The organism is Christiangramia forsetii KT0803, from assembly GCF_000060345.1.
GTDB lineage: Bacteria > Bacteroidota > Bacteroidia > Flavobacteriales > Flavobacteriaceae > Christiangramia > Christiangramia forsetii.
Genome location: NC_008571.1, coordinates 93,027 through 119,115, shown reverse-complemented (window position 1 = coordinate 119,115; position 26,089 = coordinate 93,027). Strand labels below are relative to the sequence as shown.

General features: G+C 36.5%; 30 protein-coding genes and 1 tRNA gene. 17 read left to right on the top strand and 14 right to left on the bottom strand.

What is annotated here, in order from left to right; translation table 11 throughout:
• Positions 1-23: 23 nt before the first annotated feature.
• From GFO_RS00450 to GFO_RS00390, 13 genes are all read right to left on the bottom strand, one after another.
• Positions 24-506: an ExbD/TolR family protein gene (locus tag GFO_RS00450; protein ID WP_011708018.1), complete on the bottom strand. Its 483-nt coding sequence runs from the start codon at positions 504-506 to the stop codon at positions 24-26.
• A gap of 30 nt (positions 507-536) precedes the next feature.
• Entirely contained in the window at positions 537-1,145 is a 609-nt protein-coding gene (locus GFO_RS00445) for an ExbD/TolR family protein (RefSeq protein WP_011708017.1), read from the bottom strand.
• 1 nt (position 1,146) lies between these two features.
• On the bottom strand, positions 1,147-1,584 hold the full coding sequence (locus tag GFO_RS00440) for a hypothetical protein (RefSeq protein WP_011708016.1): 438 nt from the start codon (positions 1,582-1,584) through the stop codon (positions 1,147-1,149).
• 13 nt (positions 1,585-1,597) lie between these two features.
• Positions 1,598-2,401: a MotA/TolQ/ExbB proton channel family protein gene (locus GFO_RS00435; protein ID WP_011708015.1), complete on the bottom strand. Its 804-nt coding sequence runs from the start codon at positions 2,399-2,401 to the stop codon at positions 1,598-1,600.
• A 67-nt stretch (positions 2,402-2,468) separates the two neighbouring features.
• Positions 2,469-2,556 (bottom strand) — tRNA-Ser (locus tag GFO_RS00430).
• Positions 2,557-2,623: 67 nt separating this feature from the next.
• Positions 2,624-3,652, bottom strand: a complete 1,029-nt coding sequence (locus tag GFO_RS00425; protein WP_011708014.1) for an asparaginase — start codon at positions 3,650-3,652, stop codon at positions 2,624-2,626.
• Complete coding sequence (locus GFO_RS00420; RefSeq protein WP_011708013.1) at positions 3,642-4,778, bottom strand: 1-acyl-sn-glycerol-3-phosphate acyltransferase; 1,137 nt, start codon at positions 4,776-4,778, stop codon at positions 3,642-3,644. Before GFO_RS00420 ends, GFO_RS00425 begins: the two co-directional genes overlap by 11 nt.
• Positions 4,779-4,828: 50 nt before the next feature.
• A complete protein-coding gene (locus GFO_RS00415) occupies positions 4,829-5,596 on the bottom strand; it encodes a TatD family hydrolase (RefSeq protein WP_011708012.1) in 768 nt (255 codons plus the stop codon).
• Positions 5,597-5,707: 111 nt separating this feature from the next.
• The gene (locus GFO_RS00410) at positions 5,708-6,163 is read right to left on the bottom strand and encodes a QcrA and Rieske domain-containing protein (RefSeq protein WP_011708011.1); all 456 of its coding nucleotides are present in this window, start codon (positions 6,161-6,163) and stop codon (positions 5,708-5,710) included.
• Positions 6,164-6,182: 19 nt separating this feature from the next.
• On the bottom strand, positions 6,183-7,079 hold the full coding sequence (locus GFO_RS00405; RefSeq protein ID WP_011708010.1) for a DUF5777 family beta-barrel protein: 897 nt from the start codon (positions 7,077-7,079) through the stop codon (positions 6,183-6,185).
• Positions 7,076-7,645: a YceI family protein gene (locus GFO_RS00400; protein WP_158308612.1), complete on the bottom strand. Its 570-nt coding sequence runs from the start codon at positions 7,643-7,645 to the stop codon at positions 7,076-7,078. The genes GFO_RS00405 and GFO_RS00400 overlap by 4 nt, the downstream gene beginning before the upstream one ends.
• Positions 7,646-7,759: 114 nt before the next feature.
• Complete coding sequence (locus tag GFO_RS00395) at positions 7,760-8,800, bottom strand: flavin-containing monooxygenase (RefSeq protein ID WP_011708008.1); 1,041 nt, start codon at positions 8,798-8,800, stop codon at positions 7,760-7,762.
• Positions 8,801-9,059: 259 nt separating this feature from the next.
• Positions 9,060-9,557, bottom strand: coding sequence for a DUF456 domain-containing protein (locus GFO_RS00390; protein ID WP_011708007.1), 498 nt, complete (start codon positions 9,555-9,557; stop codon positions 9,060-9,062).
• Between the two features lie 249 nt (positions 9,558-9,806).
• Between GFO_RS00390 and GFO_RS00385 the strand changes: the two genes are divergently transcribed.
• The 5 genes from GFO_RS00385 (at position 9,807) to GFO_RS00365 (ending at position 14,025) form a co-directional block, all read left to right on the top strand.
• Positions 9,807-10,172 (top strand): BlaI/MecI/CopY family transcriptional regulator, encoded by a 366-nt coding sequence (locus GFO_RS00385; protein WP_011708006.1) that lies wholly within the window; start codon positions 9,807-9,809, stop codon positions 10,170-10,172.
• Positions 10,169-11,614, top strand: coding sequence for a M56 family metallopeptidase (locus GFO_RS00380; protein WP_011708005.1), 1,446 nt, complete (start codon positions 10,169-10,171; stop codon positions 11,612-11,614). The genes GFO_RS00385 and GFO_RS00380 overlap by 4 nt, the downstream gene beginning before the upstream one ends.
• Before the next feature lie 16 nt (positions 11,615-11,630).
• Complete coding sequence (locus GFO_RS00375; protein WP_011708004.1) at positions 11,631-12,104, top strand: energy transducer TonB; 474 nt, start codon at positions 11,631-11,633, stop codon at positions 12,102-12,104.
• A 30-nt stretch (positions 12,105-12,134) separates the two neighbouring features.
• Positions 12,135-13,268: a tetratricopeptide repeat protein gene (locus GFO_RS00370; RefSeq protein WP_049792056.1), complete on the top strand. Its 1,134-nt coding sequence runs from the start codon at positions 12,135-12,137 to the stop codon at positions 13,266-13,268.
• Between the two features lie 283 nt (positions 13,269-13,551).
• Positions 13,552-14,025: a hypothetical protein gene (locus GFO_RS00365; RefSeq protein WP_041249957.1), complete on the top strand. Its 474-nt coding sequence runs from the start codon at positions 13,552-13,554 to the stop codon at positions 14,023-14,025.
• A gap of 226 nt (positions 14,026-14,251) precedes the next feature.
• Here GFO_RS00365 and GFO_RS00360 read toward each other — a convergent pair whose 3' ends face one another.
• Positions 14,252-15,394: a glycosyltransferase family 2 protein gene (locus GFO_RS00360; RefSeq protein ID WP_011708001.1), complete on the bottom strand. Its 1,143-nt coding sequence runs from the start codon at positions 15,392-15,394 to the stop codon at positions 14,252-14,254.
• 97 nt (positions 15,395-15,491) lie between these two features.
• On the opposite strand from GFO_RS00360, the gene ruvC reads away from it, so the two are divergent.
• The 12 genes from ruvC (at position 15,492) to GFO_RS00300 (ending at position 26,072) form a co-directional block, all read left to right on the top strand.
• Positions 15,492-16,043, top strand: a complete 552-nt coding sequence (gene ruvC / locus GFO_RS00355) for a crossover junction endodeoxyribonuclease RuvC (RefSeq protein ID WP_041249956.1) — start codon at positions 15,492-15,494, stop codon at positions 16,041-16,043.
• Positions 16,044-16,107: 64 nt separating this feature from the next.
• Complete coding sequence (gene hemW / locus GFO_RS00350; RefSeq protein ID WP_011707999.1) at positions 16,108-17,232, top strand: radical SAM family heme chaperone HemW; 1,125 nt, start codon at positions 16,108-16,110, stop codon at positions 17,230-17,232.
• A gap of 155 nt (positions 17,233-17,387) precedes the next feature.
• Entirely contained in the window at positions 17,388-17,630 is a 243-nt protein-coding gene (locus GFO_RS00345; protein WP_011707998.1) for a hypothetical protein, read from the top strand.
• The gene (locus GFO_RS00340; protein ID WP_011707997.1) at positions 17,627-17,926 is read left to right on the top strand and encodes a type II toxin-antitoxin system RelE/ParE family toxin; all 300 of its coding nucleotides are present in this window, start codon (positions 17,627-17,629) and stop codon (positions 17,924-17,926) included. The genes GFO_RS00345 and GFO_RS00340 overlap by 4 nt, the downstream gene beginning before the upstream one ends.
• A gap of 138 nt (positions 17,927-18,064) precedes the next feature.
• Positions 18,065-18,814 carry a cyclase family protein gene (locus GFO_RS00335; RefSeq protein ID WP_011707996.1) on the top strand — a complete coding sequence of 250 codons (750 nt, stop codon included), beginning with the start codon at positions 18,065-18,067 and terminating at the stop codon, positions 18,812-18,814.
• Positions 18,814-19,164, top strand: a complete 351-nt coding sequence (locus GFO_RS00330) for a DUF4260 domain-containing protein (RefSeq protein WP_011707995.1) — start codon at positions 18,814-18,816, stop codon at positions 19,162-19,164. The genes GFO_RS00335 and GFO_RS00330 overlap by 1 nt, the downstream gene beginning before the upstream one ends.
• A 1-nt stretch (position 19,165) precedes the next feature.
• The gene (locus GFO_RS00325) at positions 19,166-19,783 is read left to right on the top strand and encodes a DUF4230 domain-containing protein (protein ID WP_011707994.1); all 618 of its coding nucleotides are present in this window, start codon (positions 19,166-19,168) and stop codon (positions 19,781-19,783) included.
• Positions 19,784-19,876: 93 nt separating this feature from the next.
• Positions 19,877-20,236, top strand: a complete 360-nt coding sequence (locus GFO_RS00320) for an MmcQ/YjbR family DNA-binding protein (RefSeq protein WP_011707993.1) — start codon at positions 19,877-19,879, stop codon at positions 20,234-20,236.
• Positions 20,236-22,014: a MutS-related protein gene (locus GFO_RS00315; RefSeq protein WP_011707992.1), complete on the top strand. Its 1,779-nt coding sequence runs from the start codon at positions 20,236-20,238 to the stop codon at positions 22,012-22,014. Before GFO_RS00320 ends, GFO_RS00315 begins: the two co-directional genes overlap by 1 nt.
• Before the next feature lie 174 nt (positions 22,015-22,188).
• Positions 22,189-23,193, top strand: coding sequence for a metal-dependent hydrolase (locus GFO_RS00310; protein WP_011707991.1), 1,005 nt, complete (start codon positions 22,189-22,191; stop codon positions 23,191-23,193).
• 187 nt (positions 23,194-23,380) lie between these two features.
• Positions 23,381-25,090, top strand: coding sequence for a DUF885 domain-containing protein (locus tag GFO_RS00305; protein WP_011707990.1), 1,710 nt, complete (start codon positions 23,381-23,383; stop codon positions 25,088-25,090).
• A 403-nt stretch (positions 25,091-25,493) separates the two neighbouring features.
• Positions 25,494-26,072: a PhnA domain-containing protein gene (locus GFO_RS00300; RefSeq protein ID WP_011707989.1), complete on the top strand. Its 579-nt coding sequence runs from the start codon at positions 25,494-25,496 to the stop codon at positions 26,070-26,072.
• The last annotated feature ends 17 nt before the right edge of the window (positions 26,073-26,089 follow it).

The following is a 26,089-nucleotide window of genomic DNA, read 5'->3' as shown; positions in this document are numbered from 1 at the left end:
TTTCTATAATTAAATTGAAAAGATTATTCAACATTTTGCTGAGCATCACCAACCACAGTTGTGTAGTTGATTTTGAGTGCATCAGCTTTTCTCAATTCTTGTTTAATATCTGAAACAAGACCCATATTTGTCTCTTCATCTACTTTTAGAGCAGTGGTTAGATAAGGAATTAATTCCTCTCTTTTAGACTCTCTTTCAGAATAGATAAATTGCTGTACTTCTTCAACACTCGCAAATTTATCATTTAACTGAATACGGGCTTCTGTTCCATATTTAGCCTGGTATCTTTTGCTCGGTTTACCGGCATAGATATACATGATCAAATCTTTCTTATCAAGCTTTTCAACCTGATCTGCAAACGGTAATTTGTTTTGAATCATCAAAGTATTCTGACGCATTACTGTTGCAACCATAAAGAAAAATAAGAGCATAAAAACGATATCAGGTAAAGATGCCGTATTTACTGCGGGCAAATCTCCAGACTTCTTCTTTTTAAATTTAGACATAATTAAAGTCGTTTTCGTTTATTAAAAGCTCTAGCTTCTTGGTTCAGCCTCAGATAATTTCTGTGGGATCATATCCTGAACTATATCAATCTTCTCTTTAAGGGCTTCTTTATCACCGTTAAAGCTTGGATCGTTATAATTCTTCTCCATCTGAGTGAACGTCATACCGTACATTCTCTGAGCTTCACGATCTCTTAACTGATTGTAAGCAGCTACAAGTTCGTTTTGAACAGCGATATAAGTACCATATTCGGTTCCTCTATTGTTCATTAATGAAATAATGGCTTTTTGAGGATTCACAGATGATGCAGGATCTTTAGCACCTTGACAAAAACTACAAGCTTCATCACCGGCACCCGCCCCGTTATCTAAGAACTCAACAGCCGCTTCCTGAAGTTCAGAAAGGTCCATTTCCTCTTCTTCCACAAGTAGCTGGTTATTACTATTAACCTCTACTGTAAAGATATTACGTTGTTTAATAACCGGAGGCTCAACGTCTTCAGGTTGCCATTGCGGTAACTTCCTGCTTATCCCGCTATCTGTTTCAATGGTAGTAGTTACCAGGAAAAAGATTAAGAGTAAGAAGGCGATATCCGCCATGGACCCGGCGTTAACTTCCGGTGCTGATCTCTTTGCCATATTATTTAGCCAATTTTTTAATTCCAGAGAATACCATCGCAGCGATAGCTATTCCGGCAAGGATGTAGAAAGTAATTAAACCTGCTCCAACCCAATGATCACCAGATGCTGAAAGCATGCTACCGTCCTTAAGTTCTGTTGCTGTACCGTCGCTTAATACATAAGCCACGACTATGACCACTAAAAATGATCCTATAGCAATAATTGTGTTCTTAATATTACCTCTGAATAAACCTACGATCACAAATATTCCGACTAACAGAATAACTACTGCTAGAACCAAATAAGCAATCCACATATAAGGGTCTAAATGACTACCCTGAAGGTCTGCCGAGGCTTTAATGGCATCGTCACCGGTAGCGATAATCCTTCCAAGAAAGATCATCCCTATCACACCAATAACAAGTGCCAGATATTTTAATATTTTATGTAAGCTCATAATTTACTTTGTCTTAGATTCTTTTTTTATTCTTGTAAGCTACTAACATATCAATAAGAATGATAGAAGCGTCTTCCATATCATTAACGATACTGTCTATCTTAGCAATGATATAGTTATAGAAAATCTGAAGAATAATCGCAACGATCAAACCAAATACTGTAGTAAGAAGTGCTACTTTAATACCTCCTGCCACAAGTGACGGCTGCATATCTCCTGCTGCTTCAATACGGTCAAAAGCCTGAATCATCCCGATTACAGTACCCATGAAACCAAGCATAGGAGCTAATGCGATAAACAAAGAAACCCAAGATACGTTCTTCTCAAGTTGTCCCATTTGAACACCTCCGTAAGCAACAACCGCTTTTTCAGCAGCTTCAATGCTTTCATCAGCTCTATCGAGACCTTGATAATAGATAGAAGCAACAGGTCCTTTTGTATTTCTACAAACTTCCTTTGCTGCTTCAACACCACCACTATTAAGAGCATCCTCAACATCCTGAGCAAGCTTTCTAGTGTTCGTAGTTGAAAGGTTTAAAAAGATAATTCTCTCAATGGCGATAGCCAAACCAAGAATTAAACACAATAGCACGATCCCCATAAAGGCGGGACCACCTTCGATGAAACGTTTTTTAAGTTCCTGGTGAAAACCAAGTTCCTCTCCTTCCAAATCATCGCCGGCCATTGCTTCCTCGTCATCTTGTACAAAGGTCACAATCGTTCCTGGCAAAATATTCGCGCTGTTAGCCGCCTTTAGATTGTAGGCCCCAAGAACCGTAATCGCGGCGATTACCAAAATAGAAAATAATCTTTTCATTACTGTTTGTCTTAATTTAATTAGTTAAAGGGTTAAAGATATAAATTATTTTTAATAAAACACTTAGCAGAGAGGAAGGGATTCGAACCCTCGATACGCTTGTGACGTATACACACTTTCCAGGCGTGCGCCTTCGACCACTCGGCCACCTCTCTGTTTAATTGTTTCGGAGCGGCAAATAACAAAAAAAAACCGTCCCCGTCAAGTAACACACCGTTAATTTTAGGACATTTCCCCTCTTAACGATGTTTCATAAATAGTTTTGAACACTTTAGGCGATAATTCTTTGCCTAATAAATACATTAATTTTGACACTGCAGCTTCCGTTGTAATGTCTTTTCCAGACACCACACCAATTTTTTTGAGACCTACACTTGTCTCATACTGGCCCATAGTGACACTGCCTCCGATACACTGAGTTACATTAATTATACTCAGTCCATTTTTAATTTTTTCTCTCAAAATATCCAGGAACCAGGAATCACTAGGTGCATTTCCGCTACCGTAGGTTTCAAGAACCACTCCTTTTAAATTCTTTTTAGATAAAATATGCTCCACCGTACTTTCATTAATACCCGGAAACATTTTTAAAACCAGGACTTCATTATCGAAACCAGTGTGCAATTTCGTCTTCTGTTTCCTGTTAGGCTTCCAAAGCGCTTTATAATTTACAGAAAGATATACTCCAGATTCTGCCAAAGCAGGGTGATTCATGGAAGAAAATGCCTGAAAATGCTCTGCATTCACCTTAGTAGTTCTGTTAGCACGATACAGTTTATACTCAAAATACAAGCCTACTTCAGAAATTACAGGCTTTCCGTTCTTCCGGAGTCCTGCTATTTGAATACTGGTAATTAGATTCTCTTTGGCATCTGTACGAAGGTCTCCAATTGGCAATTGTGAACCGGTAAATATAATAGGCTTAGATAAGTTCTCAAACATAAAACTCAACGCAGATGCGGTGTAAGACATCGTATCACTTCCATGTAGAACCACAAAACCATCATATTGATCATAATGATCATTAATAGTTTGAGCGATCATTTCCCAAAACGCCGGATTCATATTAGATGAATCTATTGGCTCCTCAAAACTTAAAGTTTCAATATCATGTTCCAGGATCTTTAATTCAGGAATATTCTGTAAAAGCTCATCAAAATTGAAGGCTTTTAAGGCACCGGAATCATAATCTTTAATCATACCAATGGTTCCACCAGTATATATGAGTAATATTCTGGACTTACTCCTCATTCAAAGAGAGTTTATTAATCACAGGATTAGCATACATCAATAAATAGCTGTTCAAAGCAAGTGGGTTTTTTACATCCACCCTTCTACTTACACGCCTATCAAATTGTCTTTTTTCTTTTTCAGTATACTCAGCTACAAACCTATCTTCATTTTTGAGAAGATCGTAGGCGATATAGTTGGAAGGCCATAATTTGTAATTGCGGTAAATCGCGCGGTCTATTAAGATGGCAACTTCCTTTAGCTGATCATTTATAGATAAATCTTTTTTCCTTATCCCGGCAACATCTTCTTCCGTAATTACTTTACCTGCATTGATCTGAATACGGCCTTTTTGCCCCATAGCCCCCTGCATAATGCTATTGAAATCCTCATTGGCAGACTTCTTATATTCTTCCTGCATCCGTTTTGCAAGCACTTCAGGCATTTTCAGCATATCTGTAGGATCAAATTCGTAGGACATGGCAACCGGAACTATTTTGAGCTTAACAAAATAATCAAGTATATCCAACTCGCCCTTACCCATTCCTACCATCTTAAGCACCCCCTGTTGCGTAAAATCATTTCCATCCTTGGTTCTTCCTTCACGCTGCGCCATCCATACGGAACGTCCTTCTTCAAAAAGCAGATGTTTTATATATTCTGAAAGTTTCAGGGAACTTTTGAGCATTTCCCTGGGACTCTGATTACGCAAAACAAGAAAATTACGATTCAGTTTTGATAAAGCCATTAAGAAAGGCTTCTGAACAAGGTTATCACCAATAGCTGAAGCCGTCATTACCAGGTCATGATCGTGTAAGTTATAATTGATAAGACAGGTATCCAGAATAATATCACGATGGTTAGATACATAAAAATAAGATTCTGAAGTATCTAGTTTATCAAATCCGTCGTCAGTTAAACCTTCACTGGTTTTTTCCAAAACCCTTTCAACACTAAGGTAAATCACCTTGCTTTGAAAATCTGAAATGGAATGACATTCTTTCAATATAGCCCTTATATCCTCAGAGCTAAGCTCCGGAAAGGTAAACTGAAGCATTGCCTTTACCATAGGATGTTTCATAAATTCCTGTAAAGCAGGATTCACTTCTTCATCCTTATAAAATCTTATATCGTCAAAGTTTTGCACCTATTTCTAAAATTATTTCAGCAAATGAACAAAATTTCTGTTTAACAGCTTTAAATTCCAAAAACTTCCTTCGAGTTTTTTGTAGTCACCTCAGCAACTTCTTCAACAGAAATATTGTATAAGTCGGCAAGTTTTTCAACTACCTTCAAAATATAAACCGGATCGTTTCTTTTACCTCTGTAAGGTTTTGGAGCCAGATATGGAGAATCTGTTTCAAGAACGATCTCTTCTAAGGAGATTTGATTCATAAATTTATCTATCCCTCCATTTTTAAAAGTGACTACACCACCAATTCCAAGTTTCATATTGTATGAAAGCGCCTTTAAAGCCTGTTCATGAGTTCCGGTAAAACAATGGAAGATCCCAAATAGCTTGTCATCTTTTTCAGATTCCAGAACTTCAAAAATCTCATCAAAAGCTTCACGACAATGTATTACAATTGGCAAACCCCTGTCTTTCGCAAACTGGATCTGTTTTCTAAAAGCCTGTTTCTGAATTTCCAGGGTAGACTTATCCCAATAAAGGTCTATCCCAATTTCTCCTACCGCATAGAATTTCCGCTTATTAAGTTCTTCTGCCACATGCTTCAACTCCTCTTCAAAATTTTCTTTGACATGTGTTGGATGAAGCCCCATCATTAAAAAAACATTTTCAGGAAATGCCTTTTCAAGATCGTACATACTTTGAGTAGTCTCAGAATCTATCGCCGGAATAAAAAATCTTTCAACATGATTATTTATTGCTTCCTGAATTGCTTCTTTTCGGTCTTCATCAAAAGAGTCACTATATAAATGCGTGTGGGTATCTGTAATTATCATAATTGCAAAAATAACAGAAGATTGCAGAATGATAAAAATAGAAGTCGTTAAATATCAATACGAGTTACCCCGGAAAATTTCCGGTATATTTCAATGTAAATAAAATACCTGTTAGCTTATAGTCGCCGTAATATTGCCTCCACTAATGGCAGTAGCATAAACTTCTAGGTCTCGGGTACCCCCAGCAGAATTCTGAGGTCCGCGAATTGTGTCGCCATCTTCTTCGTATCTCGAAAAATGTAATTGACATTCAATGTACCCTCCATCTTCAACCCAAACCAGTGCTCCACCCTGATGTGGACATAGTGCCTCTGTCGCAACAAAATCTGATGGAGTATTGCCCGCGCCTATCCTAAAAAAAAGTACACCATTACTGGTGATCTGGTCTCCAACATTCGTTAGATTGGAAAGATTAACTGAAACAGTCTCTGCACTATTTCCGCCACCATTCCCAGGAGGAGGTGTTGTGGTTCCTCCACTATCATCTCCAGAACTACAGGCTGTTAGGGCACAGGCTCCGGAACAAGCTAATAAAACTCCTTTTACTAAAAACTCACCTCTTTTCATAATATGATATTTAATTAATTTACTTCTTGGATCCAAGTCTAAAATTCCTTGAAATCATAAACCCAAATCTAACTCCACCGTCAGACCAACTTTTAGTTGTATTCGGAATAAAATTATTTGCGGTTATATATTGTGAATTCTGGAAGTTAAGAGCGAATACATGACCTCCTGTTTCAATTTCCACACCTACGCCAAAAGGATTTGAATAATCTGTCTGGAGATCATCTGGCCTGCTTAAGCCATTTACAAAAGTATAATCTGTAATTATTGATATTCGCTTGAAAATCTTAAATCTTCCCCCAATACCAAGGGCAAAGAGATTATCTGAATCTTCAAAATCCTGTCTTTGTGCTTCCGGCCTTATTAAAAATCCAGGGTTCACCATTACAGAAACACCGGGACTAAATTTCCGGGCTATTATTGCCTGAAAAAAATGCGAAATTCTATCGCCCTCGCTATCAAACTCATTATTAGAAAACGGCTTTCGGGTTATCCAGCTACTTTGCTCAAATAAGGTTACAGAAATCGGCATATTTTCATCCTGCCATAACAATCTGTATTTAATTAAAGCGCTATAGGCTTCGTTGAATTTGCTTCGCCCTATTCCAACAGTTAAAGCATCAGTTACCCCATAATCAAAACCTAGATAAAGATCACTTGCCACATCCAGACCGTATAACGTATTTGAACCTCCAAATTCTCCGCCAATATCACCAAATCTATGTCCAACCCAGAAAGCCAGATCATGTGCCTTTTGTGTTTCATTGGTTTGAAGAAGAACCAATCTTGGGCTCTTAAATGTCGCAATAGTTCTGAATTCTTTAGCTTCTGAAATATTGTCCATTATACTATCTACATCCTGAGCGTACATTCCAGAGCAAATTATTGAAACCGCAACCAGTAAAAATCTTTTCATTCTTTTATAATTTTATATTCCAGGTTAACATTGACCATTATTACTTCGGCTATATTTTCCCATAGCAACTTTGGTATTTTGATTTTATGATCCTTGCAAAGAACATCAAATTCAGACTTCAGCATTATCGTTTCCTTATCCTTAGAAACTCTTAGCATCACCGGAATTTCACGTTCTTTAGATACTCCATGAATGTTCAAAGTTCCCCGAAGCATTAATTTCTGAACCTCTGTATCATTAAAGTCAATCATTTCCACAAAATTTCCTTTAAGACTGGCATCTGGATACTCTTCACTTTCCATATAATTCTCGTTGAAATGTTCCTGCATTAAACCCTTTTCAAATTCAAAACTTCGAACCTTAACTTTAAAAGAGACTGAACCATTCTTAGAGTTTAATACAGAAATACCAGATTTTGAAATAGCTTCTATATCTTCTACAGGTGCCGATGAAAAAAAGCTTATACCTGCATTGGTTGTTTGATAATATGAAGATTGGGCACTAATAGAGAAGGGAACTGAAATTCCAAGTATGAAGAAAAAAACTGACAGTAATGTGACGCGCATAATCATACTTACGAAAAATAAAAGGATATAGTTTTAATCTATACCCTAATAAATTTATGCAATATTATTGTAAGTATGAAATTACTTTCACCTAAGTGAAGCGAAACTTCTTTTTTATTTGGTCTGGCTTATATAATCGGCAAGATACCTCGCATCCCTCTTGATTCCACCCAGGGTCGCCGATCCTCTGGTATGTAGCCAGGGAAGACCTATAAAATAAAGACCTTCAATATTACTTACTCCCCTGTAATGTTTTGGGTAGCCATTTTTTCCTAATTCTAATCCTTCAATCCAGCTGAAATTAGGACGATAACCGGTAGCCCAGATGATATTCTTAAGGTCGGTGATCTTTCTCTTTTCGGTCACTACCAGGTCACCCTCAGCATTTTTAGTGTTTCCAACCGATTCTACATTTGTTCTTTCCAGTATCTCCTTAACAGGTGTTCCAATCACCGGTTGCCTTGATTTCGAAATCTTTTTACCCAACCAGGTATCACGACTAAAACTTAGAAAGCCAGATTTTGTAAACCACCACCACAAAGTTTTTCCCAATATTTCCTGCGGAAGCACTTTTACATCGGTTGTACCCGAAAAATAAACTCCGCGATCATCCTGAGAAACTTCATCAAGAATCTGAAAACCGCTATCTCCGGCTCCCACCACCATCGCCTTACCTTCCTGAAGTTGATTCGGATTTTTATAGAAATTACTGTGAATTTGAAAAATGTCTTTATTTATTTTTTTTGAAAACGGCGGAGTATAAGGAATATGAAATGGCCCGGTAGCAACCACCACATTTCGTGATTTTAATTCCCCTTGCGAAGTCTTCAGAATAAAATGATCATCATGATGCGTAATATTTTCAACCAGCGTATTTAGCTGAACAGAGATCTGAAACTCTTCTATATAATCCTGAAAATAGGCAGCAACTTCGGTCTTACTGGGATAATGTCCTTTTTCCGCCGGAAATTCCATTCCAGGCATATTATTAAATTCCGAAGGAGTAAATAAAGTAAGGGAATCCCATCGGTTAAGCCAGGAAGCACCGATCTCTGACTCTTTATCTACCACCAGGAAATTTTTCCCTTGTTTTTGCAGATAATGTGCCATAGCCAATCCCGCCTGTGCAGCTCCAACCACAATAAAATCCAACATTCCTTTAATTTTTTGCAAAAGTAAGCTTATTTATAGGTTTCTGAAAATAAGCCATTAGAGTTCAGTAGATAGTTTCATATTCAATATTTAATTAGATTTGTAAATGTCAGGTTGAGCGAAGTCGAAACCTAAATATACCTGACCAATAGTTCTCAACTGCATTCAAACTTATAAAAGAGTTATTTTTATGACTTTCGTAATCAGTTTTATATAATTCTAAAATTATATGCACTTAACTACTGATCTCTATAAGCCTTTTCTAGAAAATAATTTCCTTATAACTCCAGAACTGATAAAGGAATAGTATTAAAAAAGCGAAACTAACAATGAATTCCATAAAACTGGAGGCTAACAGTCCGAGAAAAGATCCAAACGCTGCTTTCCCTGCAGCCCTGGAATTACTTTTATTTAAAATTTCCCCAATAAAAGCTCCTATAAAAGGACAAACAAGAATCGCAAATGGAAAAGGAACAAAAATTCCAACCACAAGACCAATTGTGGCACCTATCATTCCTTTCCTGCTTCCCCCAAACTTTTTAGTTCCCAAAGCAGGGATTATAAGATTCAGAATATAGAAAAGTATTGCCACTGCTAGTGTAATCCCTAAGAATAAATAGTTGATACCAATACCGGGGATAAGATAAAAGATCAATAAACCAATCCAGCTAAGAGGTACTCCCGGAAGCACGGGCAGAAAACTCCCCAGCACCCCCAAAATCATAAATAAACCAGCCACTATTAATAAGATTATTTCCATTTTCTTAAATATGCTTATGATCCTTAAAGCTTAGCGTCACCCTGAATTTATTTCAGGGTCTCTCTTATTTAAATAACATATAATTCAGGAGAGATGCTGAAACAAGTTCAGCAGGACGATATAACAATATTCGAATCCAAATTAAAAAATATCACCACGAAGATAAACAACTTAATTTCAATTTTTAACTAAAATATTAGTTTAAACTAAAAACTTAGTTTATATTAGCAGAAACAAATTCATTCATCAATGAAACAATTAACCAAAGCCGAGGAAGAGATCATGCAAATTCTTTGGGATTTAAAGGAAGCGAATGTAGCCAGCATCATTGAGGAGATGTCAGAACCTAAACCGGCATATAACACTGCATCTACTATTGTCAGGATCCTGGAAAATAAAGAATTCGTAGGTCATAGACAGGAAGGCAGGGGTTATATATACTTTCCGCTGGTGCAGAAAGAAACTTACAGCAACCAGAGCATGACCCAGTTGATGGATAATTATTTCAACGGTTCATTTAAAAGTATGGTGTCGTTTTTTATGAAGAAGAACGATATGAGTAGTCAGGACCTGGAAAGTATTTTAAAGGAAATAAATAAAGAAGAGAAAAAATGATACTAGAATATACTATACAGGTAATAGTATTCCAGTTGGTTTTTTTACTGGTATATGATATGTTTTTGAAAAACGAAACCTTTTTCAATTACAATAGAATTTATCTTTTGCTAACCCCGGTCCTGGCATTGGTTTTACCTCTTTTAAGACTAGAATTTCTTGTAGAGGTAGTACCGGCGAATGCCCGGATTAATTTACCGGAGGTTTTTATAGGAACCAGAGAATCTGCGATAGAAATTTTGCCCACCGTGGTAGTTTCAGAAGAAAGTACATTTTCTATCAACTGGTGGCTCGCAACTTATATTTTAGGAGTTTGTGCCAGTTTATTCCTGTTTTTTAAAAAATATTACAGACTCAATAAATTATTCAGTTTAAATAAAATAGCTGAAGAAAGGAATTTTAAGATCATTGAAATCCCAAATTCTAACCTTGCTTATACTTTTTTTAATACCATATTTTTAGGAGATCAGCTCTCTAACGAAGAAAAGGATCAAATTTTATCACATGAAATGGTACATGTAAAACAAAAGCACAGCTTAGATCTTGTATTCTTTGAATTGCTGAAAATTATCTTCTGGTTTAATCCGTTAGTTTATATCTATCAAACCAGGATTGCAGGCGTACACGAATTCATTGCCGATAAAGAAGTTGTAAAAACAACTGCCAAAAAAACCTATTACGAGCAACTGCTAAACACCGCTTTTAGCACTCAAAACATTTCATTTATCAATCAATTTTTTAATCATTCATTAATCAAAAAACGAATATTTATGTTACAGAAAAACAAATCATCCAGACTTTCAAAATTCAAATTTTTAATCATTATACCTTTAATGATGCTCATGCTGACTTATGTTGCTTGTTCCGAAGACAATTCAGCAGATCTAGACTCAGAAATGCCGGAAACAACTACTTCAGAAATCATTGCTAAACTAAAAGTTCATCTGGAAAACAAAGAAAGTCTGTCACAAGAGGAAAAAGAGCAATTTTTGCAATTATTAGAAAAGAGAGAAGAACTATTAGATAAAGAAGCACAAGCAAATGGAAAAATAGTTGAAAGTTTCCCACGAGACGGCCTTGCTAAAGTACCTTTTGCTGTTGTAGACCAGGTTCCTGTGTTCCCCGGTTGTGAAAATTTAGGTTCAAATGAGGTCCAAAAGAAATGTATGAGCGATAAAATCTCACAGTTCGTAAGTAAAAACTTCGATACCTCTTTAGGAAAAAAATTAGGTTTAACCGGGTTGAATCGTGTAATTGTACAATTTAGAATAGATGAAACCGGAGCTATTGCAGATATCAAGGCAAGGGCAGCACATCCTGAACTTGAAGACGAAGCTAAAAAAGTGATCTCAAATATACCTCAGATGCAACCGGGAGAACAAAAAGGCAGAGCCGTTAGTGTAATGTACTCTTTACCTATTGCTTTTAAAGTTGCAGAATAATCTTAAAATTTTAATCATGAAAATACTTTTTAATTATTACACAATTACTTTAATATTCACACTAATTTCCGTCGGGGGATTGAGTCAGGAAACAGATGCTATTCCCTTTGCGGTGGTAGACCAGGTTCCAGCCTATCCCGGGTGCGAACAACTGGATGGTAATGAATTAAAAGATTGCACGGTTCAGAAGATTACCGATCACGTAAATACGAATTTCAACACGTCTTTAGGCAAGGAATTCAATATTGAAGGAGTTAGCCGAATCGTTGTTCAGTTTAAAATTGATAATAGCGGGAATATCACTGATGTACGTTCGCGCTCTCTGGCTGACGTAGCAGAGGTTAGAGAAGTTTTGCAAAATGAAGCAACCCGGGTGGTAAATAGTCTTCCTAAAATGCAACCAGGTCAAAAAGATGGTAATGATGTTGCAATTATGTATTCTTTGCCTATCGCGTTTGCGGTACCTGAAGAGGAAGATAAAAAAGGTTAGAATTCATAAAGATTATCTGTGCAAATTAGATTGACAATACTTTTAATTTTAGGCTGTTCGCTGTCATTTTATTCCCAGGAGGAAGATATAAAGACAGCGGATAGCCTTTATTCTTTTGGAAAGCAGAATGAAGCTATCGAATTACTTCAGAAAACTGAGCCGAAGACTGAAAGGATACATTTAAAATTAGCAAAATTTCAGCAGGAAAATGGGCAAAATGAAGAAGCCCTGAGACATTATCAAAGTGTGCTGAATCAAAATCCGGAACGGGTACTTACTGCTATAGATTATGGCGAACTACTCCTGAAGACCGGAAATCTGGATCTGGCAGATAGCCTTTTTAGTGATCTAAGTGAAAAATATCCTGAAAACGCAGGTTTTCATTATAGATTAGGTTTGGTGAAGGAGAAAAAAAAAGACACTACAGCAATAAAATACTTTTTTAAAACAATAAGTAAAGATTTTACACATCAGGGAGCTTTATATAAGGCAGCAAAGCATCATTTAAAAAATGGTAAACCTTATAACGCTATTTCCTGGTGTAATTCCGGTCTAGAAGTGCGTCCAAATAATGTATCTTTATTGTCCATTTTAGGACAGGCATATTCTGCTTCGTTGCAATTCGAGAAAGCAATTCCTCCCTATGAAAAACTATTAAAACTCGGCGAAAGTTCAGAATTTATCCTGGAAAAACTCGCAAAAGCATATCGTGTAACCTCACAACTTGAAAAAGCTATTAAAACCTATAAAATGTTGTTGGATATTAACGATATGAACATTGCGGTACATTCCAATCTTGGTGCTCTTTACCTTAAAACCAACGAGGTTGAAAAAGCACAACAGCATTTTACCATGGCTTTACTTATAAAAAAACAACCTGTAGACCGGGAATATCTTAATATCGGGCTGACTTTTAAAAGACAGGAAGATTTTAAAAGCGCTTTTAATAATTTTAATGCGGCACTGGAAGAAAATCCTGAAAACGAACGGGCGCTATTAGAGCGTGCTATAGCCGCCGATGCTTATTTTGAAGATCAGGAAGCGGTGCTGAACTTATATGAAGCATATATCGAGAAGTATGGGAAATCTGGCAGAAATGATATGATCTCTGTAGCAAAATATCGTATTAGTGAACTTAAGAGTGAGATACATCAGGCTAAATAGTTCGATTTTACCTGAAAACTATAAATTTGAGAGTTAAGCCTTGGATTGCAACATTTTTGTATATCCGTTTTTCCTTCTATGGTTATTTCGTCACCCTGAATTTATTTCAGGGTCTCTAGTTTCTGTTATAATTACTAACGTACCGAGATTCTCAACCAAGTTCAGAATGACGACATTTATCAGTTTAGGACGCTTTACGGATATGCAATAAATATTTTAATTCTTGCAATTTTTACTAACCTGCTATATTTCACTATTTTTGGAATCCGAAAGCGGATTGCCAATGAAAAAAGTTTTACTTTTTGTAGTTACCCTAATGCTAACTTCCTGCAATTTTGAAACTAAAAAAATCTCTTCTGAAGATGTTTTAGAACAGGAGTCCCGTTCTCTTAACTGGAAAGAAGTAGATGAATATCCCGCTTTCGAAAACTGCCAGAATGAAACGGAACTCGCTGCAGCCAAAAATTGCTTTGAACGAACAGTCGCTACTACTATTTATTCATTTTTATCAAGTCAGCAACCAGTAGTAACTGAAAGTATTAACGACACGATCTTTATTTATCTTGAAATTACCAAGAATGGTAAACCACAGATAGATTCTGTAAAAGTAGATACTATCGTGACCAACCAATTACCCAAAATTGAACAATGGCTAAGGCAAAGTATAGATTCGCTTCCAAAAATTTACCCGGCAAGTAAACGCGGAATTCCCGTTTCTACGGTCTTCAAAATGCCGGTGGTTGTTAAAGCAGAATAAACTGAAGTACAAGGTTAGAACGACGAAGTTGGAAGTACAAGACTGCGTCGGTCGTTTCACTTCCTCGCAGTGACGTTCAAAGTGTGTCATTCCGAGCGCAGTCGAGGAATCTCTGAGTTGAACTACTCCAGTCGCTTTACTCCTTGCTTGTAACGTTTTTGGGATCCATCATTCCAAGGCGAAGCCAAAGAAATCTCATTGTCAATTGTCCATTATCAATTCTCAATTATTTTCGAAACCGTCTCCCCTTCCATTCATAGCCCTTAAAAACTGAAAGCCCTGCCACAAAAACAGTAAAAAAAGGATACACCATACTACACCATAAATAATGGCGCATCAAGTTTTCGCGATTCATAAATTTTGCCGATTTATAGATCAGGATAAAATCGGCATTAAATTTCAGGAGAAATACCAGCATCAAAAATTGATATGGAATCAGTTTTAAAAACGCTAATCCTGTAAAAACAATCAACGATAAATTCATTAAGAACACAACTACTGCCGTGAATTTCGCAAAAACACTGGAATAAGATGAAGTTTTCGCTGCCCACCGAATTCGCTGATTTAAAAGATCTTTTAAACTCTTTTGATAATTGGTAAAAACTGCTGCTTCTTTAGATTTTATATAAGAAACCTTCACTCCTTTTTTTCTTAAATTCTGTAGCAAAAACACATCATCACCACTGGCAATTGACTCGTTTTCATCAAACCCTGCCTCTTTAAAAAATGTTTCTTTCTCATAGCACATATTTGCAGCATTGCACATAAATGCTTTTTCAATTCCGAAGGAACCAACAGTAGAAGCCTGCAGACTCATAAAATCCATCTCTTCAAAATTCTGAAAATAAGGCTTCTTAATTCCTGGTTGCTGAATAAAACCTACCGGCCCGGCTATCATTTTAGGATTTGAAAGTTGAATGCTTTCATCAAAAAACTGTAACCATTTTGATTGAACTACACAATCGGCATCGGTCGTGACGATATAATCAAACCTGGAAATCTCTATAGCGGTTTTTATCGCATCCTTTTTTGGAGAATTCGTTTTTCTACTATTTTCGAGTAATTGGATATTTAATTCCTGAAAATCATTTTGAAATGATTCAGCTAAAATTTTTGAATCATCTCTGGAAGCATCATTTACCAGTATAATTTCAAATTTCCTACTGGGATAATTCAGATTGCTAAGTGATTTGAAAAGTCGCGGTAAATTTTCAGCTTCATTTCTATATGGTATGATGATAGAAAATGTGTTTTCTGAAGCCATTCCTGTTAGACGAAATTCAGGCACTTTATTCCATCCAAAAATGAATGCAACCACTAGTCCCAGATAAGCTGCGGTAATTAATGCAAAAAAGATCAGCAAAAGCATAACTTATAAGTTTGGTGCTGCCAACACAGAATTGTTTAGCTTTGTGAAAGTCCCAAATTAGGTAATTTTTGTGAGCAAATCTTCGGAAAAGTCAGTTTTGAAAAGCGAAAGAATCATTCTTGGTATTGACCCGGGAACCACTATTATGGGTTTCGGACTTATCAAAGTGGAGAACAAAAAAATGAGTTTTATCCAAATGAATGAACTTCAGCTAAGCAAATACAAAGATCATTACGTAAAGCTGAAACTGATCTTTGAAAGAACCATCGAACTTATTGACAATTACCATCCCGATGAGATTGCGATTGAAGCTCCCTTTTTTGGCAAGAACGTTCAATCCATGCTCAAGCTGGGGCGTGCGCAGGGAGTTGCCATGGCCGCCGGACTTTCCAGAGAGGTTCCCATCACGGAATACCTTCCTAAAAAGATTAAAATGGCCATTACAGGAAACGGAAATGCCAGTAAAGAACAAGTGGCGAGAATGCTACAAAGTCAGTTGAACATTGGAAAACTTCCTAAAAACCTGGATGCCACCGATGGACTTGCCGCTGCGGTTTGCCATTTCTATAATTCCGGCAAAACTGAAATTGGTAAAAGTTACACTGGCTGGGACGCATTTGTAAAGCAAAACCCAAAAAAAATTAGATAATGAACCAATTTGAAAATTTGAATATTAGCATTTTCAAATTAATCAATTTTCAAATCTTCAAATAATGTCTGGAATTTATATCCATATTCCTTTTTGCAAACAGGCCTGTCATTATTGTGATTTTCACTTTTCTACCTCCACAAAGAAGAAATCAGAATTGGTTGAAATGCTTTGCAAAGAGCTTGAGCTTAGAAAAGATGAAATAGGCCAAACTATTCAAACCGTCTATTTTGGAGGAGGAACTCCTTCCCTATTAAATTCGGAAGAATTAGACTCGATCTTCAAAACCATCTTTGAATATTATGAAGTTTCTAAAGATGCTGAAATTACACTTGAAGCGAATCCTGATGATCTTTCAGAAGAAGTCATCAAAGTGCTGGACAAATCTCCGGTAAACCGATTGAGTATTGGAGTTCAGTCATTTTTTGGAGCAGATCTCAAATTAATGAACCGCGCACATAATGCCCAGGAAGCTCTGGCATCATTGCAATTAGCGAGGCGGTATTTTGATAATATCAGCATCGATCTTATTTACGGAATTCCCGGTCAGTCTAATGAACAATGGAAAGAAAATCTAAAGATAGCACTTGAACTCGATATTCCGCATATTTCGAGCTATGCCCTTACGGTAGAGCCAAAAACGGCTTTAGAAAAGTTCATCGAAAAAGGAAAAGTAAAACCTGTTAACGATGAACAATACCGTGAGCAATTTGATATTCTGGTGAACGCCCTTACCTCAAACGGATTTGAGCACTATGAGTTTTCCAATTATGGAAAACCGGGCTATCATTCTCAAAATAATATGGCGTATTGGTTGGGTAAATCATATTTAGGAATAGGACCTTCAGCACATTCTTACGATGGCTCTTCCAGAAAGTGGAATATCAGTAATAATGCACTCTATATTAAATCTCTGGAACAGGATAAAATTCCGCAGCAAACAGAAAAACTTTCGGTAACCGATTCTTATAACGAATTTGTAATGACCAGACTCCGAACCAAATTTGGCGTTTGTGCCAGCGATATTCAGGAGAAATTTGGAGAAAAATATAGAGGTCATTTTTTAAAAGAATCCGAAAAATTTCTGAAAGACGGACTTATCAAAAAAACTGAAAACACTTTTCATATTACTTCAGAAGGCAAATTTTTAAGTGACGGGATCGCTGCAGAACTTTTTTATATAGATTGAAATTATTATAAAGAAAGCCTGATTTTAAACTGTTTATAATTATTCCTGTTTATTTTAGAAATTGTAAATTAGAAAGAATTTATTCATTTTAGGAAGTTAGAATTTAAATTCCAAAAATAATAATCGGACTTAGATCGTCTTTTAAATCCTAAGATATGAAAACTACAAAATTGCGTGAAACTGTTATAGAATATATGAATAACGCTGATGATGATTTGCTTGAGATGGTAAAAGAACTTACTGAAAAATATCAAATTAAACAGCAGGGGAAATCTAATTTGAGTGATGAACAATATAAAATTATAAGAGAAAGAAGGGAGAAATTTCAAGAGGGCAAGACCAAAGCAATTAGCAGATCTAAATTAATGCAAAATGCCAAGAATCCACATAAGAAATGAAATACAACCTGGATTTCATTGATGAAGTAAATGAAGATGTTGCTAATGCGTACAAATTTTACGAATCTAAGCGTACAGGATTGGGAGAAGAATTTTTAAAACACTTAGAGACCTATTTTGACCGCATACAATCTGAGCCGTTTCATTTTCCAGAAAAAAGAAAACCTTACCGCGAAGCATTTATAAAACGCTTTCCCTATATAATTGTCTATGAAATAGTTGAAAAAAGTATAATAATTTATGCAATATTCAACACCTGGCAAGATCCTGATAAAAACCTGGCTAAAAACATTTAAGGTTTTGTATTAATTTAATTGAAAAACTCCAAATCAAGGATCTATTTTAAGCAGTTGCAGAACTGTTAAATCTTATTTCCAACTCTATCGAAATTTTTCAATTAACAACATTACATTTGTTAACATTAATCGAATAAAATGTTAGCCAGTATAAGCCACAAAGGCCATTCATATAAAATAGATTTCTCAAAACCTCTGGATATTTCTATCAGCCTGCGTGGTGACAACAAGAATCCCATGGCCTGGTATCTACAACACCCGGAAATAGAGCCAGTGATCGATGGTGATTTTATCGAGAAAGTCAGCAAGGGATCTTCGGTGAATTTCAATAGTATTTGGTTCAATCCGCATGCACATGCTACGCATACCGAATGTGTTGGACATATAAGTTCTGAGTTAAACACCATTCAGCAACACCTGAAAACTTTCTTTTTTAAGGCAGAACTTATTTCTTTGGAACCTCAGCAAAAAGGAGACAATCTCGTTTTTACAAAAAAACAGATTTCAGAAAAACTTAAAAATATAGATACGGAAGCTTTGGTTATCAGGACACTTCCAAACTACATTGGAAAGATCTCTAAAGATCATTCACATACAAACTGGCCTTATATTGAAGAAGATGCGATGATCCTGATCAGGGAACTTGGGATCAAACATTTTCTCACAGATCAGCCTTCAGTAGATAAAGAAAAGGACGACGGAAAATTACTGGCGCATAGAGCGTTTTGGGATTATCCGAAGAACACACGGTTTGATGCGACTATTACTGAATTGATCTATGTTCCCAATAAAATTGAGGATGGGGAGTATTTTTTAAATCTTCAGCCCGCTTCGTTTGAAAATGACGCTGCACCTTGCAAGCCGGTTTTGTATAAAATAATTGACTAATGAAAATAAGCTTAAAACTGGAAGAACTAGCCATGCTGTTATTTGGCATTTGGGCGTTCAGTCTTCAGGACTTCAGCTGGTGGTGGTTCTTCGGACTATTTTTTATTCCCGATATTGGAATGTTAGGTTATTTGATGAATAATAAATGGGGTGCATTTTTCTATAATATCTTTCACCATAAAGGCCTTGCAATTCTCATTGGCTTACTTGGATATTATCTTAAATTGCAGGAACTGGAAGTTGCCGGCATCATTTTATTCGCTCACTCCAGTTTTGACCGCTTACTGGGATACGGACTGAAGTTCGAAAAAGGCTTTAAATTTACCCATCTGGGAGAAATAGGAAAATAATATGGAATTACTCTTTATAGGACTGGCCGTTGGTGCCGTTATTGCTTATTTTATTTTTACCGCTTTCAACAAAGACCGCTCAAAATTGAAAACTAGCGAGCAGTCTGTTGTTTTGATGGATAAGATTAAAAGCGTTTGTAAATTCATCAGTATAGAAGGTGACTTTTCTGAGATCTATCATTACGAGAACATGAAGGAAAAATATTTGAGCCTTGTCCTCGGAAAGAAAAAAGCGATCGTATTAGTTACTGCGAAAGCGCACATTGGTTTTGATCTTAGCAAGATTAGAATGGACAGTGATAACGAGCATAAAAAGATCATTCTTACCAATTTTCCTCAGCCAGAATTATTAACGATTGAAACAGATTTCAAATATTACGATAAACGGGAAGGATGGGCGAATCCTTTTACAACTTCAGATCTTACCGATATTAACCGGGATGCGAAAAAAGCAATTGTAGACAAAATTCCTCAAAGCGGTCTCATGGATCAGGCTCGAAAAGAAGCGCTGGACACCATTGTTTTAATGGAAAAGATCGTGGAAACCATCGGCTGGAAACTGGATTATACGGCTTTGACAATTGAAGATTCAGAGAATGAAAAAATTGAGAATCAATAACAAAAGAGATTCCTCTCCCGATTTCATCGGAATCGGAATGACAAAATAATGTCATTTCGAACGTAGTGAGAAATCTCTTCGGAGCAGAAACCTATGAACATCGACACTTTCAGAGATTATTGTCTTAATAAAAAAGGGGTAACCGAAGGGCTTCCTTTTGGGCCAGATGTTCTTGTGCTTAAAGTAATGGGCAAAATGTTCTCCCTTGTTTCCCTGGACGAGGTTCCGCTACGGGCAAATCTTAAATGTGATCCTGAAAGGGTGATTGAGCTAAGAGAAGAATTTGCAGAACATATTCTTCCGGGTTACCATATGAATAAACAACATTGGAATACATTGATTTTGGACGGCAGGCTGGATTCAAAACTGGTTTTTGAACTGATAGACCATTCTTACGAGCTGGTAGTAAACGGACTTACCATAAAACTGAAAAAAGAACTTGAAGATTTATAATGACAGAAGCTGAAGAATTTTACTCCTCACGAAAAACAAAGTATTCCGAATTAAAAAGCACTATCTCCAAAAAACTGGTTTTGTCCAGTACGTTGAGATTAGCAGCCTTTTTGGCAATTTGTGCATCCATCTATTTTTTCTTCGGAAATATTACAGTTTTGCTACCTCTGGCTATTGCATTTTTGGCTGTTTTCATATTTCTTGTTTCCAGGCATTCAGACCTGAAAAAGAAAAAAGAGAAGTTACTGGCATTGATCGATATCAATGATCAGGAATTAAAAATTATACGAACAAGAGATTTTTCAGATCTGCCAGACGGAAAGAAATTCGATCCTGAAAATCATGAGTTTTCCAGAGATATAGATCTTTTTGGCAAGAAATCCTTTTTTCAGTTTTTGAATAGAACGGCCTTAAAAGAAGGAAAAGCCAGACTAGCTAAAATACTGCTCGCCAATAAAACCCTTGATATTATTAAGAAACAGGAAGCAGTTAAAGAGCTTGCCTCAAAAGCAGATTGGAGACAGAATTATTCCGCGACCGCGACCCTTGTAAAGACCGAAACCGATTCTAAGTTTATTCTCAACTGGATTAGGAACTATAAAAGTTTTGTTCCAAAATACATGAAGTGGCTGCCAATACTATTTTCAGTGCTTTCTATTGCTGTGCTCACCATCTTCTATTTTGATATTATCGGGTTTTCCCAGGTGCTGTTATGGTTCTTCATTGGAGTCCTTATTACCGGAGTTTTTCTGAAGAAAATTAATGAACTTTCAGGAACCGTTAGTAAAGTACAGGAAACTTTTCAGCAATACCACCAGTTACTGGGATTTCTGGAGACAGAAGAGTTCAATTCAGAATTAATGCAGGAAGTGAAGAATTCTATTTCTTCAGAGTCCAAAAAAGCTTCCGATATTTTAAAGGAATTTTCAAAAGCTATCGACGCCCTGGATCAACGAAATAATTTGCTTTTTGGAATTTTCGGAAATGGATTTCTACTATGGGACCTTAGACAAAGTTACCGCCTGGAAAAATGGATCGAGCATCATCACACCGCAGTTGAACGTTGGTTTGAAGCGGTAGAAAGAACCGATGCATATAACAGTTTGGGGAATTTTGCTTTTAATCATCAGCACTATATATTCCCGGAAATTGTATCTGGAGATCAGGGCATCAAAGCTAAAAATCTGGGACATCCCCTACTCGACCCAAATAAACGTGTTGACAATCATTTTGAAATAGATGGGAAACAGTTCTTTATAATTACCGGGGCAAATATGGCCGGAAAAAGTACATTTTTAAGAACGGTGGCCCTACAGATCGTGATGTCAAATATTGGGCTTCCTGTTTGCGCTGAAAGTTGCAGCTATGCTCCTATCAAGCTTATCACGAGTATGCGTACCAGTGACTCGTTAGGTGATGATGAATCTTATTTCTTTTCAGAATTGAAACGACTGAAATTTATTGTTGATAAAATTCAGACAGAGAATTATTTTATTATCCTGGATGAAATCCTGAAAGGTACCAACAGTACAGATAAGGCAATTGGATCCCGAAAATTTGTGCAAAGACTCGTAGGCAGTCATTCCACCGGAATTATCGCCACTCATGATCTTAGTCTCTGTGAAATAAGTGAAGAATTAGAGGAGGTTAAAAATTTCTATTTTGATGCCGAAATCGTAAACGACGAACTTCATTTTGACTATCATTTAAAAGATGGAATTTGCCAGAATATGAATGCTTCTTTTTTATTAAGGAAGATGAAAATTGTGGAGGAGTGAGATTCCTCGACTGCGCTTGGAATGACAAATTAAAACTGAGAGGCACTACAAGAAGTTTACGACTGAAGCAGTCTCACCCTGAGATCGCTTCATTGCATTCACGATGACAACCGATAATCAATGTCACTGCGAGCAAAGCGAAACAATCTCTAATTAAGCCCTTATATTTACACCATGGATTCACTTACCCAAATCGTCTTAGGAGCTGCTGTTGGTGAAGCAGTACTTGGTAAAAAAGTCGGTAATAAAGCGATGCTTTATGGGGCGATTGCCGGTACAATTCCAGATCTCGACACCTTTATTGGTAATTTTTTCGATACGATCACTTCGATTGAAATCCATCGTGGATTTTCACATTCCATCATATTTGCGATCATTTTTGCTCCTCTCTTTGGATGGATTATTTCAAAGATCGAATCAAAATCTGAAGCCAATTGGAAAAACTGGTCGTGGTTGATGTTCTGGGGCTTGTTCACGCACCCATTACTTGATGCGCATACCACCTGGGGAACACAGTTATTCTGGCCTTTTGATCTTCGACTGGCCTACAAAAATATCTTTGTAATAGACCCTTTGTATACCCTTCCTTTTTTGATATTTCTCATTCTGCCAATGCGATTAAAAAGAACCGACCCTAAACGAAAAAAATACAACCGGCTCGGCCTTATAATTAGCAGTATCTATCTTTTGATAATTACTATAGGTTTAAAGATTTACACTTTTCAGAAATTTGAAAATGCTTTGGAGGCTCAGAACATCGAGTATCACAGAATAGACACAAGACCAACTCCGCTGAATACTATATTATGGACGGCAAATATAGAAACGGAAGAAGCTTTTCTTATTGGAAACTATTCAGTTTTTGATACACAACCCATCAGTTTTTATAGCGTTCCGAAAAATTACAAATTGGCCGAAGAAATTGAGGACGATCCAAACCTCCACAGATTGATACAGATAAGCGAGGGCTGGTACACTTTTTCCAAGGAAAATGGAAATCTTTATTTCAACGATCTTAGATTCGGTAAAATGGATATTGAAGATCCTGCCGCCCCATTTATCTTCAGTTATAAGTTATCAGAGGAAAACGGTGAATTAATCGCAACAGAAACTGAAAAGGAACTCACCGATGCAAAAGCCCTTCTTCCAAGACTTTGGTCTCGCATTTTAGGTAATTAATATTATTCGAAAATTCTATTTTTCATTCTGAACTAGTTTTAGAATCTATTAAGAACATAATTTATTAGCACAAATTGAAACCCTGAAATCGAAGATTCAACGAAGTCAAACAAGTTTAGGTTGACGAATATTCAATTTTAATAAAGCGAAGGATTTACAATTATTATATTTAGAAAAAATTCTCTTTATGCGATTGTTTTCGGCTTTTCTATTCATTTTTATACTTTTCTCCACTTCAGTTTTAGCTCAACAAGATTCTATACAGCTTAAAAAGGTCATTCAAAAATTTCAGGATCATCAACCCTACCAGCGCTCAGAGTATCCTCTAGGATTGTATTCTGAAAAGCACTATAAAAAGGAAGCTGAATTCGCCAAAAAACTGCTGAAAGATTTAAATGATCTTGAACCTGAAAAGCTCTCCGCATCTCAAAACATTTCTGCCGATCTTCTAAAGTATGATCTAAAAAATACGGTGAAAACCTATGAATTTAAGGCTTATTTAAATCCGTTACTTTCTGACGCAGGTTTTCATTTAAGTCTGAATTATCATATTCGTGATCTCAATAATTATGCTCAGGTAAAAGCTTATTTGAATAAATTAAATGCAATTCCAACCTATGTAGACCAGCATTTTCTTTTGCTTCGCGAAGGTTTAAAAGAAGGCATCACACAGCCCCTCATAATTTTTGAAGGTTATGAAAACACGTATGACAGTCAGATTACAGAAAATTATAAAGACAGTTATTTCTACCAACCTTTCCGAAATTTACCAGCAACCTTATCTCAAAAACAAAAAGACTCGGTTTTAACTGCTGCAGAAAAGGCGATCACTAAAAATGTAATTCCTGAATTCAGAAGGATTAAAAAGTTTTTTGAAACAGAATATTTTCCGAAGACCAGGAAAGTTTTGGGCGTTTCTGAAACACCCAATGGCAAAGAATACTATGATTATCTTTTAGAATATTATACCACGCTCGATCTAAGTGCAGATGAAGTCCACAATATAGGCCTATCTGAAGTGAAACGCATTAATAAAGAAATGAAAAAAGTAATGGCTGAAACTGGCTTTAAAGGCACATTTTCAGAATTCTTTGATTTTCTAAGAACAGATGAACAGTTCTACGCAAAAACTCCCGGGGAATTGCTCATGTTTGCTAGAGATATTGCTAAAAGAATCGATGCCAAATTACCGGCGTATTTCAACAAATTACCGCGAAAACCTTATGGTGTTGCTGAAGTTCCACCAGCTATCGCCCCAAAATATACCACGGGAAGATATATTGGCGCTTCCAATGACACGCAACCGGGATATTACTGGGTGAATACCTATGATCTCCCCAGCCGACCAAAATATGTGTTACCGTCACTTACGGCGCATGAAGCAGTTCCCGGGCATCATCTACAAATTTCCCTGAACAATGAACTGGGAGAAGAAATCCCTAAATTCAGAAGAAACTTTTACATCTCTGCTTTTGGAGAAGGCTGGGGATTATATGCAGAATTTTTAGCCGAAGAAATGGGCATCTATCGCAATCCCTATGAAATCTTCGGAAAGCTAACCTATGAACAGTGGCGTGCCTGCCGACTGGTAGTAGATACCGGAATTCACGCGAAAGGATGGACCAGGGAACAGGCGGTAGATTTTATGAAGAGAAATACCGCACTTTCTATCCATGAGATCAATACTGAAGTTGACCGATATATTTCCTGGCCGGGACAGGCAGTTTCCTATAAAATCGGGGAATTAAAGATTCGGGAATTACGAAAAAAAGCAGAAAAAGCACTAGGCGCCGATTTCGATATTAGGAAATTTCATGAAGTGATCCTGGAAGAAGGTGTGGTCACGTTGCCAATTCTGGAGGAGAGAGTGATGAAATACATTAATTCAAAAAAATAATTATTTGCAATTTTTGAATTTATAGTCTCATATATACTCCTGGTCTATCGAAAATTTTTCATAAAATTTGAAGTGAATACACCGTAAAATTTTAGGCTGTTTGAGCTTCAGAAAATTTCTTCTAATTAGTTCCATTTAATTGGCGAGTTCCTAAAATTTAGATGTAGAACAATAAATTTTGATAAATTTTAGTAAGCCTAGATTTTTTTGGTTCGTTTTTTCATCGATGGAAAAAATGAACGAGAGAAACGATTAAAACTAAATTGTTTTGCAACTTCCAATTTAAATAGAATTGATAATTAAAATCAATAAAAAAATTCAGAGACGGTCTTAAAAAATATAAAACCGGTAGGACTGGTTGTACTTTCAGTTTAATCTATCTTTGCAGGCAAACTCCCTTTTAATGACTATTGAAGAAAAATTAAGACAGCGCAGTGATGCTACTTGTGAATTATGCGGAAATAAAAACGATCTAAATGTTTTTGAAGTTCCGAATTCTCCTGAAGAAGGACATGAAAGTAGTATCCTAATTTGTGAGACCTGTAAAGAGCAGATAGAAGATCCAGAAAAGGTTCAACCAAATCACTGGCGTTGTTTAAATGACAGTATGTGGAGCACAATTCCGGCAGTTCAGGTCATGGCCTGGAGAATGCTGAACAGATTAAAAGCTGAAGGCTGGCCGCAAGACCTTCTGGATATGATGTATATGGAAGATGATGTAAAAGTATGGGCCAAAGCGGGTGTGCAGGAAGAGAAATCTGAAAATATTGTTGTGCATAAAGACAGTAATGGTGCAATTATAGAAGCTGGAGATACCGTGGTCCTAACCAAAGATCTTAATGTAAAAGGTTCCAGTTTAACAGCAAAACGTGGAACTGCCGTTAGAAGAGTTTCCCTGGTTCATGATAACGCGGAACAAATTGAAGGAAAAGTAGAAGGGCAACAGATTGTGATACTTACTAAATTTGTAAAGAAAGTATAGTTCTTAATTTATAATTG